16 protein-coding genes and 1 tRNA gene are annotated in these 13,502 nt (G+C 59.9%); 6 read left to right on the top strand and 11 right to left on the bottom strand.

Annotated elements, in window-relative coordinates; translation table 11 throughout:
* The first annotated feature begins 4 nt into the window (after positions 1–4).
* Positions 5–976, top strand: coding sequence for a hypothetical protein (locus tag ACZ42Y_RS05405; RefSeq protein ID WP_464735228.1), 972 nt, complete (start codon positions 5–7; stop codon positions 974–976).
* Here the strand turns inward: ACZ42Y_RS05405 and ACZ42Y_RS05400 are convergent.
* Positions 973–1,968: an ATP-binding protein gene (locus ACZ42Y_RS05400; RefSeq protein ID WP_464735227.1), complete on the bottom strand. Its 996-nt coding sequence runs from the start codon at positions 1,966–1,968 to the stop codon at positions 973–975. The two genes, ACZ42Y_RS05405 and ACZ42Y_RS05400, sit on opposite strands and share 4 nt — an antisense overlap.
* 238 nt (positions 1,969–2,206) lie before the next feature.
* Complete coding sequence (locus tag ACZ42Y_RS05395) at positions 2,207–2,914, bottom strand: choice-of-anchor V domain-containing protein (RefSeq protein ID WP_464735226.1); 708 nt, start codon at positions 2,912–2,914, stop codon at positions 2,207–2,209.
* A gap of 351 nt (positions 2,915–3,265) precedes the next feature.
* Here ACZ42Y_RS05395 and ACZ42Y_RS05390 point away from each other — a divergent pair, with 351 nt between their 5' ends.
* Complete coding sequence (locus ACZ42Y_RS05390) at positions 3,266–3,430, top strand: hypothetical protein (protein WP_464735225.1); 165 nt, start codon at positions 3,266–3,268, stop codon at positions 3,428–3,430.
* Between the two features lie 288 nt (positions 3,431–3,718).
* Here the strand turns inward: ACZ42Y_RS05390 and ACZ42Y_RS05385 are convergent.
* From ACZ42Y_RS05385 to ACZ42Y_RS05375, 3 genes are all read right to left on the bottom strand, one after another.
* A tRNA-Arg gene (locus ACZ42Y_RS05385) sits at positions 3,719–3,796 on the bottom strand.
* Positions 3,797–3,825: 29 nt separating this feature from the next.
* Entirely contained in the window at positions 3,826–5,823 is a 1,998-nt protein-coding gene (locus ACZ42Y_RS05380; RefSeq protein WP_464735224.1) for an arginine--tRNA ligase, read from the bottom strand.
* A gap of 53 nt (positions 5,824–5,876) precedes the next feature.
* Positions 5,877–6,224 carry a DUF167 domain-containing protein gene (locus ACZ42Y_RS05375; protein ID WP_464735223.1) on the bottom strand — a complete coding sequence of 116 codons (348 nt, stop codon included), beginning with the start codon at positions 6,222–6,224 and terminating at the stop codon, positions 5,877–5,879.
* Between the two features lie 104 nt (positions 6,225–6,328).
* Here ACZ42Y_RS05375 and ACZ42Y_RS05370 point away from each other — a divergent pair, with 104 nt between their 5' ends.
* Together ACZ42Y_RS05370 and ACZ42Y_RS05365 are read left to right on the top strand one after the other, a co-directional pair.
* Positions 6,329–7,123, top strand: a complete 795-nt coding sequence (locus ACZ42Y_RS05370) for a CBS domain-containing protein (RefSeq protein WP_058370925.1) — start codon at positions 6,329–6,331, stop codon at positions 7,121–7,123.
* A gap of 90 nt (positions 7,124–7,213) precedes the next feature.
* The gene (locus ACZ42Y_RS05365; RefSeq protein WP_058370926.1) at positions 7,214–7,441 is read left to right on the top strand and encodes a DUF2283 domain-containing protein; all 228 of its coding nucleotides are present in this window, start codon (positions 7,214–7,216) and stop codon (positions 7,439–7,441) included.
* 216 nt (positions 7,442–7,657) lie between these two features.
* Here the strand turns inward: ACZ42Y_RS05365 and speD are convergent, their stop codons facing one another.
* The 5 genes from speD to ACZ42Y_RS05340 all read right to left on the bottom strand — a co-directional run bounded on the left by speD (position 7,658) and on the right by ACZ42Y_RS05340 (position 10,018).
* The gene (gene speD / locus ACZ42Y_RS05360) at positions 7,658–8,083 is read right to left on the bottom strand and encodes an adenosylmethionine decarboxylase (protein ID WP_058370927.1); all 426 of its coding nucleotides are present in this window, start codon (positions 8,081–8,083) and stop codon (positions 7,658–7,660) included.
* 133 nt (positions 8,084–8,216) lie between these two features.
* On the bottom strand, positions 8,217–8,438 hold the full coding sequence (locus ACZ42Y_RS05355) for a hypothetical protein (RefSeq protein ID WP_058370928.1): 222 nt from the start codon (positions 8,436–8,438) through the stop codon (positions 8,217–8,219).
* A 111-nt stretch (positions 8,439–8,549) separates the two neighbouring features.
* A complete protein-coding gene (locus ACZ42Y_RS05350) occupies positions 8,550–8,951 on the bottom strand; it encodes a hypothetical protein (protein WP_464735222.1) in 402 nt (133 codons plus the stop codon).
* Positions 8,952–9,128: 177 nt separating this feature from the next.
* Positions 9,129–9,677, bottom strand: coding sequence for a hypothetical protein (locus ACZ42Y_RS05345; RefSeq protein ID WP_464735221.1), 549 nt, complete (start codon positions 9,675–9,677; stop codon positions 9,129–9,131).
* Positions 9,678–9,715: 38 nt separating this feature from the next.
* Entirely contained in the window at positions 9,716–10,018 is a 303-nt protein-coding gene (locus ACZ42Y_RS05340; RefSeq protein ID WP_058370930.1) for a TIGR00304 family membrane protein, read from the bottom strand.
* A gap of 197 nt (positions 10,019–10,215) precedes the next feature.
* Between ACZ42Y_RS05340 and ACZ42Y_RS05335 the strand changes: the two genes are divergently transcribed.
* Positions 10,216–10,782 carry a class I SAM-dependent methyltransferase gene (locus tag ACZ42Y_RS05335; RefSeq protein ID WP_070807921.1) on the top strand — a complete coding sequence of 189 codons (567 nt, stop codon included), beginning with the start codon at positions 10,216–10,218 and terminating at the stop codon, positions 10,780–10,782.
* Here the strand turns inward: ACZ42Y_RS05335 and cysS are convergent.
* A complete protein-coding gene (gene cysS, locus ACZ42Y_RS05330) occupies positions 10,779–12,260 on the bottom strand; it encodes a cysteine--tRNA ligase (protein WP_464735220.1) in 1,482 nt (493 codons plus the stop codon). The genes ACZ42Y_RS05335 and cysS overlap by 4 nt on opposite strands.
* Positions 12,261–12,327: 67 nt before the next feature.
* Between cysS and ACZ42Y_RS05325 the strand changes: the two genes are divergently transcribed.
* Positions 12,328–13,476 (top strand): radical SAM protein, encoded by a 1,149-nt coding sequence (locus ACZ42Y_RS05325; RefSeq protein WP_464735219.1) that lies wholly within the window; start codon positions 12,328–12,330, stop codon positions 13,474–13,476.
* Positions 13,477–13,502: the final 26 nt, after the last annotated feature.

Genomic DNA, 13,502 nt, shown 5'->3' with positions numbered 1-13,502 from the left:
AGCTGTGCCGGATACCGTGGAATATAGACAGCATATTCTCATACGCGGGCCTGGGCTCGACGAGGTGCTCGAGCCTGGCCGCAAGATAGTGCTTCTAGACGATTTCTACGCAGATATGTATGGAGACTACGTGTTCCTCGGGTACGACGCCCTGGCGGAAACCATAGAGGCCGGTAGGGCGGACTACGTAGGCCTTCTAGCAGCAGCACTCCTCCTCGAGGGGGAGCCGGGCGTCGTGGTGTGCGGCGACAAGCCAGACACCTGCCTCCTGGCATTAGCGGCCCACATGGTGTACAAGGACTCCCTAGGCCCGGAGGAGGCTCTGAGAAGAGCCGCCCGGCTGCTGGCACGGCTCTATGGAGAGGAGCCGCGGGTCGGCGTACAGGGGGTAACGGGGCTCATGGGGATATACGCGTCGATTAACGCTCTCGGAGGCGGCGCTGAGGCAGCTAAGAAGCTCTCCATACTGCTATCACTCGCCGCCAACTACGAGTATGGAAGGGGGAGGCTCCACTACGGCGAGCATGTGTCCTGGCTGGCAGCCCTCAACGCTGGCCGCGAGGCGCAGCTAGCAGGGCTACTCCACTTCCTGGCCGAGGGTCCCGGAGAGCCGCGGAAGCTGCTGGAGGCGAGGCTCGACGCCATAGGCGAGGAGCGGCTCCTGGCAGTGTTAGGCAGGCCGGAGAAGAGAGCACTTGAGGTGCTGAGGGACTATGTGAGCCTGTTGCAGACCGGTGCGGCCCGGCTGCTAGCGCTGGTAGAGGCTCTCGGGCCCGGGGAGCCCCACCTGGTCCACCTGGAGAGGCGTGGCAGCAAGCTGCTGGTTTATTGCATGCCTGGTAGCCAGGGGGAGCCGAGCCGCGAGTGCGTCGCCGCTGTGGAGAAGGCCTCGAAGCTTATACCGCTGAAGGAGGCCGGCATAGAGTCCATAAGGATCTCGACGGGGCTCCACTCCACGGCCAGCCCTGCCGGCTAGAGTGCTCTCCGCTGCCGCTCCAGCTCGGAGGCGAGGATGCCCGCTACCTCCTCCAGGCTCCTCCGTGGCCTCGTATAGCCCGTGAACGCTGCCGAGCCAGCTGACGCCAGGTTGGTGGCAATAGTGACGCCTGCCTCCTTGAGAGCTTCCAGGGCCCTAGTTACCGCTTTCTCCAGCCTGCATCCGCTACAAGCCTCCTCTCCAGCGTACACGTGCACGTATACACCTAGCCTTGCCAGCGCCTGGAGAAGCCTTGGATTGAGCCAGCTGACACAGGGTATATGGAAGGGAGCTAGCCTGGCCGGGCTGGCCTCGACCGCTGCCGTGTCAAGGGCCCCGAGCATCCTACGGCATATGAAGAGGATCCCGTCAAGCCCATACTTGTCTATGAACCGATAGGCGTAGAGGAGGCTTGAAGGCCCAGCCCAGCTCGGGGGCTCGAAACCGCCGGGACAGAGCCACGTGCAGAGCATGCATCCTTCACACTTATCCTCGTCCAGCCTACCCTCCCCGAGGGCCTCAAAGGGGCAGATGCCGCCGCAGGCGACGCTGGTAGAACGGGCTCTCGGCAGGATCACGTACCTCGGGGGCACGAGGAAGAGGCGGCGGAGTAGCTCCCTGCGGGACACCCTGGGGCTTCTCCTCCTAGCGCTCACCCTTTCACGCATGGTTAAGCGGAGCATACCAATCCAGTAGTCTATCAGCTCCTCGACCGAGAGCCCCGTGAGGATTGTCTCCGGTACGCCAGTAGCCTCCACGAGGAAGGGGTTTCTACTCATCTCCTCAAGCTCTTCGAGAAGCGCGTCGAAGCCCCTAAAGGAAGGTGTAACCAGGAGCACCGGGCGCTCCGGGTCCCTGGACCATATGCTCTCTAGGGCCTCCAGCAGAGCCCGGGTATCGGAGACTTGTACATCTATACTGGTGGTACACTTATCGGATACAAGGCCTCCAGTGCAGGCCACTTCCACACTGCTGCCGGGCCCCTCCCCCATAGCCCTTTATCCTCCACACCAGGGAACTTGCAGCCGCATGGAAGCCAGGGTCTAGCTTTAGGGGTTGGTCTCTAGAACCTCTAGAGTCCCTCCGGGGCTGCTTAACGGCCTAACCGACAGGGTTTAAACTGCGTTGAGGAAGTGTGTTACAACTATGCCTAAAACGGGGCGGGGGGTCCCGGGAGCTGTTCCTGGGCTGCCTAAGCTGCACTGCTTCCCAGGGATTTCCCTGGAAGCCCTACCTCCTGACAGCGGCCAGGTAGCCGGCCACGACTACTATGAATATTATTGCTGCAACGCCAGCCGCTAGGGCTGCGTTATGCTCCTTCTTGGTACCCACCGGGGTGGTGGTAACCACAGTCTTAGTAGTGGTTTCGGTTACCACGCTAGTGGTTGTAGCCGCTGTAGTACTTGCTGGAGGCTTCGTAGCGGTGACTGTGGGGGCTGGCGCCCCACCGACAGTGGAGGGCTGTATAGTTATATCCTTGTGGGCGTATGCATCGCCGTTGAAGCTGCCATCGCCGTTGGCGGCTAGGACGGATATCTTGAAGGTTACAGGAGCTGGTTTCTCCGGGGCCTTCCACTCAAACGTCCATTCCCGCTTCATAGAGCCGGCCTTTGTGTGGGTTAGCATCTTCTCCCCGGTGGGTAGTGTTGCCAGGAATGTGTTCTCACTATCAACGACTATTAGCTGGCCGCCTGTCACCTCTACAGCGAAACCGCCGCAGGCCACGCCGCCGCTGCAGTCGGGCCCTTCAGTTATCCTTATCGTTATCTTGTACGTCTTGCCGGGCTCATACTGCTTCGGAAGCCCCTCGACTATGAAGCCGGCAGGGTGCTTGTCTGCACCCACGTGGCACTGTATGCACTCCAGCCTAGGGGCGCCATTACTCATGGAGCTGGCGTGCAGCGACGATATGCCTATAGCCACTATAAGCAGAACCACCCCTGCAACAGGAATGAGCCTTCCTATCTGCCCCACGACAGGCCACCACGTCATTCTACCTTAATTTGTCGTTTAGATATAGTGCATCATCTACGCAAATTAATGATTGCGCCACAGATATTCGGCACCAATTAAAGTAAAGAAAGCCTAACGACCACACCACGCCATACCGAGCCTTTAGGACTTCTGTATACTCCTCATGTTCAGTCAGCAGCCGGGGTCTCCCAGCGACCCGCGAATAGGCAAGACAGTCCCACGTTATGCGGGCAGTAGTACTAATAAGGCGACAATAATACAGCGTATACGCACAGCCCTCGAAAGCACACCACATACAATAGGCAGGTGGAGCTCATGTGCTTCGAGTATGAGTACGAGTACGACCTAATACTAGAGGAGCTGAAGAAAAAGCAGGAGAACAAGAGTCAGAAGAAGATAGCTGAGGAGAGGAGGGAGCCCCAGGTAGAGCAGCCTAAAGAGATGGTGGAGATCACGCAAGCCGTAGCCTGCGCCAACTAACCCCCCGGCCACCGGGAGCCTCTCAAGTCGCATAGCCCGTCTCTGCTCCCACCTTTTTCCTCGCCTCGCCATTTATCAGCTGCCCGGGGCTTCTACGCCGTTCGCCAGAACCTGGATGCCTGCCGAAGACGCTGGAGGCTAAGCATCCACCTTCCCATAAGGCCAAGGTGAGGCCAAGGATTGTCGGTAACCGTGAGCCTCATTGCCCTATCTCGCTGCCCCGGACCCCGCGCAGTAACAGCATCTCCAAAAGCCGTCATGTGGACGCCCCTAGGGGTCTGTGTGTGGTGGCGGGCCCGCGGGGATTTGAACCCCGGACTACCGGCTCCGAAGGCCGGCGCCCTATCCTGGCTAGGCTACGGGCCCGCCTCCCCCCGGGGGTGCCGGGGTGTATCTTACATCCTCTCTACTGCCTTTATGCCTAGCAGGTCTAGGGCGTTGGCCAGTATCTGTTTCACCGTGTATACCAGGGCTAGCTTGAACACCCTCTTGCCGGGATCAGGCTCGTTTACCGCGCTGTCGCCGCTCGTATACCACTTGTTGAACGTGTCTGCCAGCCTGTTTAGGTAGGCTACTATGAGCTCTGGACGCTGCTCGTCAGCGGCCTTGGCGAATATGTAGGGGTAGATTAGCGCCTGCAGCACGAGGCTGCGGCGTAGCTGGTTCTCCTCTGCAGCTGTGTAGTCTATGCTGTCCCAGTCTAGGCTTATTCCGCGCTCTCTCGCCTTCGCCAGTATGCTTGACGCACGGGCGTGTGTGTAGAGGACGTAGGGGGCGCTGTTCCTCTCGAAGTTGAGGGCCTCCTCTATGCTGAAGGTCATGGGCTTAGAGGCTGACACTGAGACGAGGGTGTAGCGTACCGCTGCCGTACCAACCGCCTCTGCTATCCTCTTCTTCTCGTCCTCGGGGAGGTCTGGGCTTCTCTTCTCCACCTCTCTCCGCGCCATCTCGACGGCCTGGTCTAGCAGCTCGTCAAGGGTTATGTAGCGGCCCCGGCGGCCGCTCATCTTCTGCCCCGGGAGATTCACCATCTCGTACGTGTAGTGGATCATGTTTAGGCCTTCGCGGCGGTAGCCTAGGGCTATGAGCGCCAGCCTCACCTGTAGCTGTTCGAGCCTCTGCTCAGCCGCTATCACGTTGAATACCTTGTCCGCGTTGAACTCCCTGAACTTCTTTATGCTGTATGCTATGTCCCTCGTGGTGTAGAGTGTGGTGCCGTCACTCCTCTGGAGGATTAGCGGGGGCACCTCGTAGCTCTCGGGTACGCCCAGGTGCTTGCGCACCACTGGGTCCTTTAGGAGGGGCTGGAGGTTGAGTGCGAGGGCTCCCTTGTGCACTGTGGCGTAGGGGCTGCGGCGGGCCTGCTCGAGTATCTTGGAGACCATGCTTGTCCAGGCCAGCTCGCTCTCCCAGTCCCACTTGTCTATGACTATGCCGAGCCTTCCGAGTGTCTCCCGGAACCCCTGGAGGCAGAGATTCACTACTCGGCGGATCTTCTCTACCTTCTCGGGGCCTCGGCGGTACTCGTAGTCCTGCATTAGCCCCGATATCTCCTCCTCGGGGTTCCTGCCCTGTAGGGCCTTGGCTATCCTCTCAAATAGGGCTGGGTCCCGCTCCCTCAGCCTCGATGCGTCTGCAACCAGCTCGTCGAGCTCGCGGAGGAGCTGGCGGTACTCCTCGTACCTCTCCTCCTTTCTGAGCCGCTCTAACCTCTTCTTCAGCTCCTCTATATCCGCGAGCGTATGCGTTATGGCGTAGACGAGGCCTATCCAGTGGTCTGGCTTAACCCCCTCGGGCGGCTCGCCGAGGCCTGCGGCGATGTAGCCGTAGGCCAGCACCGCCACCTGGCGGCCCATGTCGTTTATGTAGAAGCGCGTCTGCACCACGTGGCCGCGGGCGCGGAGGAGCCTGGCCAGGGTGTCCCCGAGGCTAGCGTTCCTCGCGTGGCCTATGTGGAGGGGGTGTACAGGGTTGGCGCTTGTATGCTCCACCACTATCCTCATGGGTTTATCCGTCTTGACGCGGCCGTACCCGAAGCCCTCCCGCCTAGCCGCGTCGAAGACCAGGCGGGCGGCCTCCACCGCGTTCAGGGTGATGTTCAGGTAGGCCCCGGCACGCTTGGCTTCGGACACAATCGGCTCCTCGGCGAGTATGCTTAAGGCGTCCTCAAAGAGCCTAGATATGTCGGCGCGGTAGCGTCTTGCATACCTAGCCAGCGGGATCCCGTAGTCCCCTAGCTCGGGGTTGGGCGACTCTGCCACGGTGTACTCTATCTGCCTCCTCTCCTCCTCGGAGAGGCTGGCACCCTGCCTTTCCAGCGCTTCAGCCACGGCACGGGCGAGAAGCCTCTGGGGAGCGGCCTCGTACACCCTCCTCGAGGGCTGGTCGGGCAAAACACCCTGCACCCAGGCGCGGAGCCTGGCTGCATGCTAGGGTAAAGTAGGCTCTAGCGCTTCTCGCTCTCCCGGAGCGCTTCTATCAGCTTCTCAAGCACCTGGTCGGCTGTAACCCCCTTGATGCGTATCCGCTTGGTCCGGCTCCTGGCCCCATAGACTATATCCACCATCGAGCTCGAGACCCCGAAGAGCCTTGAGAAGAACCTTACGAGGCTAGCGTTGGCGCGGCCCTGCACCGGGGGCTCCTCGGTGTAGAATACTAGCTCCCCGGCCTCCATCCTCAGCCCGGTGAAGGAGGAATCGGGCTTCACGTAGAGCTGGATATCTACGTATCCATCCCCCTCTGTTATGTGGGCGCGTATGGCCTCCTCCACGGCATGGACACCCTTCCACTCCACAGCCCGGGGCCGCCTCCCCGGGGCTGGGCCGGAGGGTAGCGTGGGAGGGCTAAGGGAGAAAAAGGGTTCTAAGCAGCCTGCCGCGCACCTCCCAGTAGACCCGGGTGCCGTCAGCCCTGCTGCTACGCTTCTACGAGACCATTGAGCCAGACGCCACGGTTGCTAAGGCTATCCGGCTTCTCGGCACCCGTGGGATAAGCCACGCAGCCGTTGTGGATGACGAGGGCCTACTCATAGGCGTAGTATCCGTGAAGGATCTGGCACGGCACCTGCTGGACGTCTTTGAGGATGCCGGCGCTGTGGAGAGGTTCAATTTCAAGGCGGCGCTGGAGACAAGTGTCTACGAGGTGGCCAATAAGCCTCCATACGTGGCGGAGAGGATGGGCCCAAGGGAGGCGGCGGAGATCATGATACAGAGGGGGATAGGCTTTCTCCCTGTAGTCGACGAGTCCGGCCGCTTCATCTCGGCCTACACCGAGCTGGACTACGCTATGCAGCTGCTGGGGAGCAACGAGCCCGCCCGGTGCTATGCCACCCACAGCCTGGTCATGGGTGATCCAAGCGAGCCCCTGATAGAGGCTCTCGGCTATATGTACGAGAAGGGGTTTAGGAGGCTTCCGCTTAACGTGGACGAGGAGTACTATCTGGCTACCATGACGTCCATACTCATGGCTATAGCCCGGCGCCCGTCCGAGGACACGCTCCTCGAGCCCCTTGCAAGCCGTTCAGCCCCCGCGCCGGTCCTAGACTATGAGGCAGCCGTGGTGTCTGACGTAGCCGAGCTAATCCTCTCAGTCAACGAGAGGGCCCTCCTGCTGCTGGACGGCGAGAGGCTAGCTAGAGCTATAATCACGGAGCGCGACCTCCTTAGGGCCTACCTGGGCAGGGGGGAATGCTAGCCAGCCCCGAGCCCGTGCTGGCGGCCCTGGCTGCTGTGGCAGTGAGCTTCATTATCCTCGGCAGGCTGCTATGCAGCCAGGGGAGGCGTAGTGGAGCTGGAAGAGCCGAGGAAGAGGAGGTACTGCATCGAAGACATCGAGAGAGTATGGATAGAGTATGACAGACAGAGCGACATACTCTACATACACTTTGGAGACATCGACGAGGAGGCGGAGGAGGCTATACTCACCGAGAACGATATAGTGTTCCGCGTTAAAAGCGGGAAGCTCCTAACAATGAGTATAATGGACTTTTCCCGGAAGGCGGGGCTTGAGTGACATAGGCTATCCAAGGCCCGATGAGGAGCCGTGTTTCAACGAGCAGCCCTGCAATGAAGACGCCACGGCCCTGGCCGAGGCTTCTATCCTATTGCCGGTTCCGCCCAGCCCATAAACTCGGGTGTATGCCGGCAATACGCCCGGCCGAGAAGGGGGCGTAGGAGGGCCGGACAGCCGATACTGCTGCGAAGCCTAGGCACCGCAGGTTCTCTCTAGCTACCCGTGCTCCCCTGTAGCCCCGGGTATACTGCTCCGATCCGCGTAGTGCACTATGTAGTGCCTAGGCCTTAGGCTCGACACTATGTAGTTGAATGCCTTCCAGGGATCACTGTTGGCGCCGCAGGTGTAGACGTCTACAGTAGCATAGCCATAATCAGGCCACGTATGTATGGCTATATGGCTCTCGAGCACGAGAGCTATAACGGAGACGCCGCCATGGTAGCCGCTGAACTTCCAGGACTTGAGGTCGACTAGATGCATGTTAGCAACCCTGGCAGCCTCGACTACAATACGCTTTAGGCCCTCCTCGTCCCACAGTTTTTCCCGGGCTACACCGTAGAGGTTGCCATAGACGTGTTTGCCCACTATGAAGTCTTCCTGCGCGGTACCGGTCTGTCTAACCTCCCTACCGACGGCCTCCATCGCTGACACCCCTGAATCCACCTACACGGCGGAGACCCTACTCGCATCAGGGCTCTTCAAGCCCCGGGCCCTGCAGTCCGGGTTTTTCACCCTTACGCGTGAGCTTCTCGCCCGCCACGCTTATCTGCCTGCCCTAACCGGCGCGCTTCCCACAAGAGAAGCCCTCTACTATCAGGTTCAACCTCTCCACCAGCCCGCAAACCTCCTCCTCCGGGACGACAGCGACCGAGCCGTCCTCGCCGCGTAGTATCACGATACCCTCCTTTACCTCGGCGCGGAAGACTACAGGCTTCTTTGGCCTGGCGAGGAGTATGACCTCAGATGGCGATGTGGACCTCTGCCTCCTCTGAGGCAAGGCGGTAGCGCCCCAGGGTGGAGAATTTTACACATTGAGGTATAGAGGGGAGAAAAAGCTCAAGCCCCCTCAGCGCTTACCGTAGGCCGGTACTTCGAGGCTACCGCGCGGCTAGTTGGTCTGATCGGCCTGCTCATGAACGGCCTGGCCGGAGCGCCTCCTGGGCCTACCCGGCGGCCCATAGAGCCTCCACTCGAGACTCATGGCCTCGCGCAGCATTCTCCTGCGCTTCCTCTCCTCGATCTCCTCCCTGACGCCCGGCATGTCTGGTGTACCGTAGCGGCCTCCCCGCAGCTCCACTATGTCACCGCGCATCTTGAGCCTACTGAGCGCCCTCCGCAGCCTGTCCTCGCCCGCTATGCCGCTGAAGGCCTCGCGCAGCTCCTTCCATGTTACCGGCCGGCCCTTGCTCCTTATGAACTTGTAGACAAGCTCCACCAGCTCCTCGTCCGTCGGAGCCTTCATCACCACGAGCTCCTCGTCCTCGTATAGTACCTTGAGGTCTAGGCTCATACGCTCCCACCCATTAACCAGTGTTCACGAAGCGTTCTTGATAAGTATTACCATATGCAGTGATCTCACAAGTTAACAATATGATGTGTAAATCGAGAACTAAATATATTTCATCATCCTAGGGATAGTCCTAGGAATAGATTATGATGCAGTAGAGCATTCAACGCAGGGTGCCAGCTAGTCTAGCCAAAACCTCTTGACAACATCCAGCACGGAGGCACTAACCCTAGCAAGCTGCGCTAGGACAACCGTACTAATCCCCGCTATGTAGAGGTGGAGCGGCAGATAGAGGGGCATCATACTGGGCTCCTCCACATAGGACTCTATAAGGCCCAGTGTACTGGCGAATGTGGCTACGAGGCTCGATGCAACCATATCCTCGTCTATAGATCCTCTTACCGCACCGTAGACGAGCCGCCTCAGCGCGTGAAGAAACTCGTTGAGGGCGCCTGAAAGCTCTCTTCCAGCACTACTGAGCCTGCAGAGCGTCTCCCTGCACTCGAGCATATCGTAGTAGGAGAGCATGTCTATTATCTCATCGAGCCTGGAGCATTTGAAGCCGAAGCTTTCTATCCGCGCCTCCAGGTCGGCTACGCTGATCTCCTCGGAGCCCAGGAGCCGCAGGACCAGGACCACGCAGCGGGCATGCGGCGACAGGGTCTTCAGTACACGTCTATCGGCTCTTATGAGTATTTCCTCCGCTCCAGCATCTATACTCTCGCTCACAATCCTGCACCTATCCCGTAGCCCTCGGGAGCCCTGGCCTAGGGCTTCCAGGCCACAGTCCCACCCCTAGCCAGGAGGAGGGGTAGCAGCATTATCACTAGTGCCAGTATCATCAGTATTATCGCGCCTATTACTGCTATTTTTACAGCCCCGCCGCCCGAGCCAAACACTATGGGGAAGGGGCCTATGACCACTACCCCTCCGTACTCGCCTTTGCCACCACTGCGGATGATACTATAGAAGACACCTATGAAGATGAGGAGGACGCCTATGAAGATGAGCGCTATGCCCGCCGGCACAAGCTTTGATAACGTGCCGCCGCCCTCGACGGGGGTGCTCAACCCCAGCCCCCGGGTTCCTGCCCGGCGCTATCTCGGGACTCTTCTATAATAAGGTGACGTCAGCGGGGTGCATGCTCATAGACGGATAGGTAGGGCTCCTGCCCGGCGTCGTCCAAAACCCCGCAGGATACAACCCCGAGTCTAACTCTATAATAGCCTCCGGCGCCCACGAACCAAACTATGGGAGGCTCTGGGTCATGATAGGGTTTGACTATCAGCCCTCGGTGCCCTGGGTGCCCACAAGGGACGAGGTTATTCGCAGCCTGGTTTCGATACTCAACCCCAAGGAGGGCGACGTGGTCTACGATGTAGGCTGTGGCGACGGCCGCGTAGCAGTAGCACTGGCAGAGGCTTTCCCCCATATACGTGTTAAGTGCATTGAGCTGAGGAGCGATCTTGCGGAAAGGGCTAGGCAGGCTGTGAGAGAGCGGGATCTCACAGGCCGTGTAGAGGTTATAGAGGCTGACTTCTTTAAGACTCCCCTACGCGATGCCGACATAATCTATATGTACCTTCTGACGAGCGTGAATCAGAAGCTTAGGCCGAAGCTCGAGGAGGAGCTGAAGCCCGGCGCCATAGTGGTGACGCTCGACTTCCCTATACCCGGCTGGAACCCGGTGACCACGTTCGAGCTGCAGCGTTCATGGCAGAAGACGCTATACGTCTACGTCAAGGGCGTGTCAGACCGGAGCATGGAGCCTTCTGAGAGGGAGAAGCTGCTCCAGCAAGCTATGGAGAGGATTAGAAAGATGCCGGGCGGCTAGTCTCCCATACGCTCTATACGCCACGTCGTTTTTCCGCCGGGATGGTCGTAGAGCCTTATCCCCAGCCGCGCTAGCTCCGATCTTATGGAGTCTGCCAGGTCGAATAGCCTTCTCTTCCTCAGCTCCTGGCGCACAGATACTATTATCTCGACCAGCTTCTCAGTCATCTCTGCCGCCGGCGCCCCGGCGCCCTGGAGCACGTCGTCGAGCACAGCGAATACCGTGTTAAACTCCTCGTAGACGCGGAGGGCGAGGAGCCCTGCCGTGTAGTACTCGCCGGGTATAAGGGTGCTATTGGTTATCCTGGTCAGCTTTAGGACGGCTGCTAGGGCTCTGGCTGTGTTGAAGTCATCACTCATAGCCTCGTGGAACCCGTAGTAGGCGTCAACCACCTCGCCCAGGGCCTTCAACTCCTTGTCGCTTAGCCTGCCCCTTGGCTCGGCCTCCCTCAGCATCCTGGCGAGGTCTGACACCGCGCCCCGGAGCCGGCGCAGGTTGGCCTCAGCCTGCTCGAGGGCACCCTCGCTGAAGTCGAGCTGAGTACGGTAGTGGGCGCTTAGCAGCCAGAGGCGTAGCACGCTCGGGCTCCACTTCTTCGAGGCCTCCCGGAAGGGTATGATGTTGCCAAGGCTCTTGCTCATCTTCTCCCCGCGTATGGTTAGGTAGCCCGTGTGGAGCCAGTAGCGTACCCAGGGCTTCTTCCCGAAGAAGGCCTCGCTCTGGGCCCTCTCGTTCTCGTGGTGGGGGAAGACCAAGTCCTGGCCCCCGCCGTGGATATCGAACTGCTCGCCGAGGTACTTGGAGGACATCACGCTGCACTCTATGTGCCAGCCGGGCCTTCCCCGGCCCCAGGGGGCCTCCCAGTAGGGCTCGCCGGGTTTCCAAGCCTTCCAGAGCGCGAAGTCGTAGGGATGCTTCTTCTCCCTGAGCACGTCCTCCTCCTGCCTCCACTCCTCGGGGTGGAAGCGGCCGCTCAGCTCGCCGTAGCCGGGGAAGGCGTCTACGTCGAAGTACACGCTACCGCTGGGGGCCACGTAGGCGTAGCCCTTGTCTATCAAACCCTGGATGAATTCTATGATCTCCTTTATGTGGTCTGTAACCCTTGGGTGAATGTGGACGCTTATTTTGAGCTTCTGCAGCATCTCGAAGTAATCGCGGCTGTAGGTGTCCACTATTTCACGCCAGTCCCTCCCCTCGCGCCTGGCACGGTCGATAATCTTGTCATCGATGTCCGTTATGTTCTGTACATGGATGACACTGTAGCCTCGGAGAGCCAGGTACCGTTTTATGGCGTCAAAGGCTACATAGGTGCGCGCGTGGCCGAGGTGGGTGTAGTCGTACACCGTCGGGCCGCAGACGTACATGCGGACAATGCCGGGCTCAAGGGGCTCGAAGACCTCGAGCCTCTGGCCCATAGTGTTCCTCACGCGTATTCGCGGCCTGCCACGCCACCTCAACGCCCTGAAGCCTTGAGACACAATAGTCCATCCCCCGCGGCCCTAATAGACTGGAATGGGCTCGGTGGCGTGCTAGGGGGCCTGGCGGTTGAAGAGGTTTGCGAACCTTGTAGAAAGACTGCTGGCGGAGAAGAAGAGGCTAGCGGCCAGCATAGAGTCCAGGCTCGATCCGAGGGAGGCTGAGGAGGCCCGGCGGGACCACCACGCGAGACGCCGGCCGATACCCTGCGGCATGACCATACACACGGGGGTTGGCTGCAACTTCGGCTGCCTCTACTGCTACGTTCCAGACATGGGGTTCCCGCTCAAGCCCAGGCCCTATCCGCTCAGCGGCCTCCAACTGGTCTATGCGCTGCTCAACAACCCCTACTTCGTCCCGGGGCCCCGGGGGACCCTGCTAGCATTCGGATCGGTTACCGAGCCCTTCATGCCCGAGACCGTGGATAGAGCCCTCGAGTATCTGGAGGAGACCTGGCGGCACTTACGCAACCCTCAACAGATATCGACCAAATCCGTGCTTGATGGGGAGAGGCTAGAGCGCTTCGTAAAGTCGAGCGACCCTAGGATAAACGTGCTTATAACGATAACAACCCTACGGTACGCCCATATGCTTGAGCCCGGCGCTCCTAGCCCGGATGAGAGGCTCCGCTTCGCAGCCGAGCTGGCGAGGAGAGGGGTTAGCGTGACACTCTTCCTACGCCCCATAGTACCGGGGGTGACTGACCGCGAGCTCGAGGATATAATCCGGAGGGCCCGTGAGGCGGGCATAAGGACTATGGTTCCGGGCAGCCTGCGGGTCACCCCCGGAATCCTCAGGAGGCTGGGGGCATCCGGGATAGTTGACATAAAGGCTATAGAGGAGAGGCTGCCTAGGAACCCCCGGGGCTCGAGGGACCAGGTAACGCTGAGGGAGTCGGATCTCAAGGAGCTAGCCGCCAGGATTGCGGCAAGATACGGGCTAAGAGTGCTTCCAAGCAGCTGCTCCGCCAATATAGTCTCCCATGGGCTGGGCTGCTGGGCCTGTAAGTGGGGTCCCTGCGGCCATGCCCCTCCGCGCCCCCAGGAGGGCGAGGTGGCCGAGGCCGCCGAGGTTCTTGGCTGCAGGAGGGCTAGGGCCTCGGTTAAGGGCAATACAATATACCTTGTATGTAATGGAGACAGACGCCTAGCAGATATAGCGAGAGTCTGGATAGAGACGATTACCGAGTTTAGGACTGTGGCCAGGCAGGGCCGGTGACCCCAGGGCAACCCGCTTCTAGAAAA

The sequence above is a fragment of the Pyrodictium brockii genome (assembly GCF_055379715.1).
This window is presented reverse-complemented; position numbering and strand designations above follow the sequence as displayed.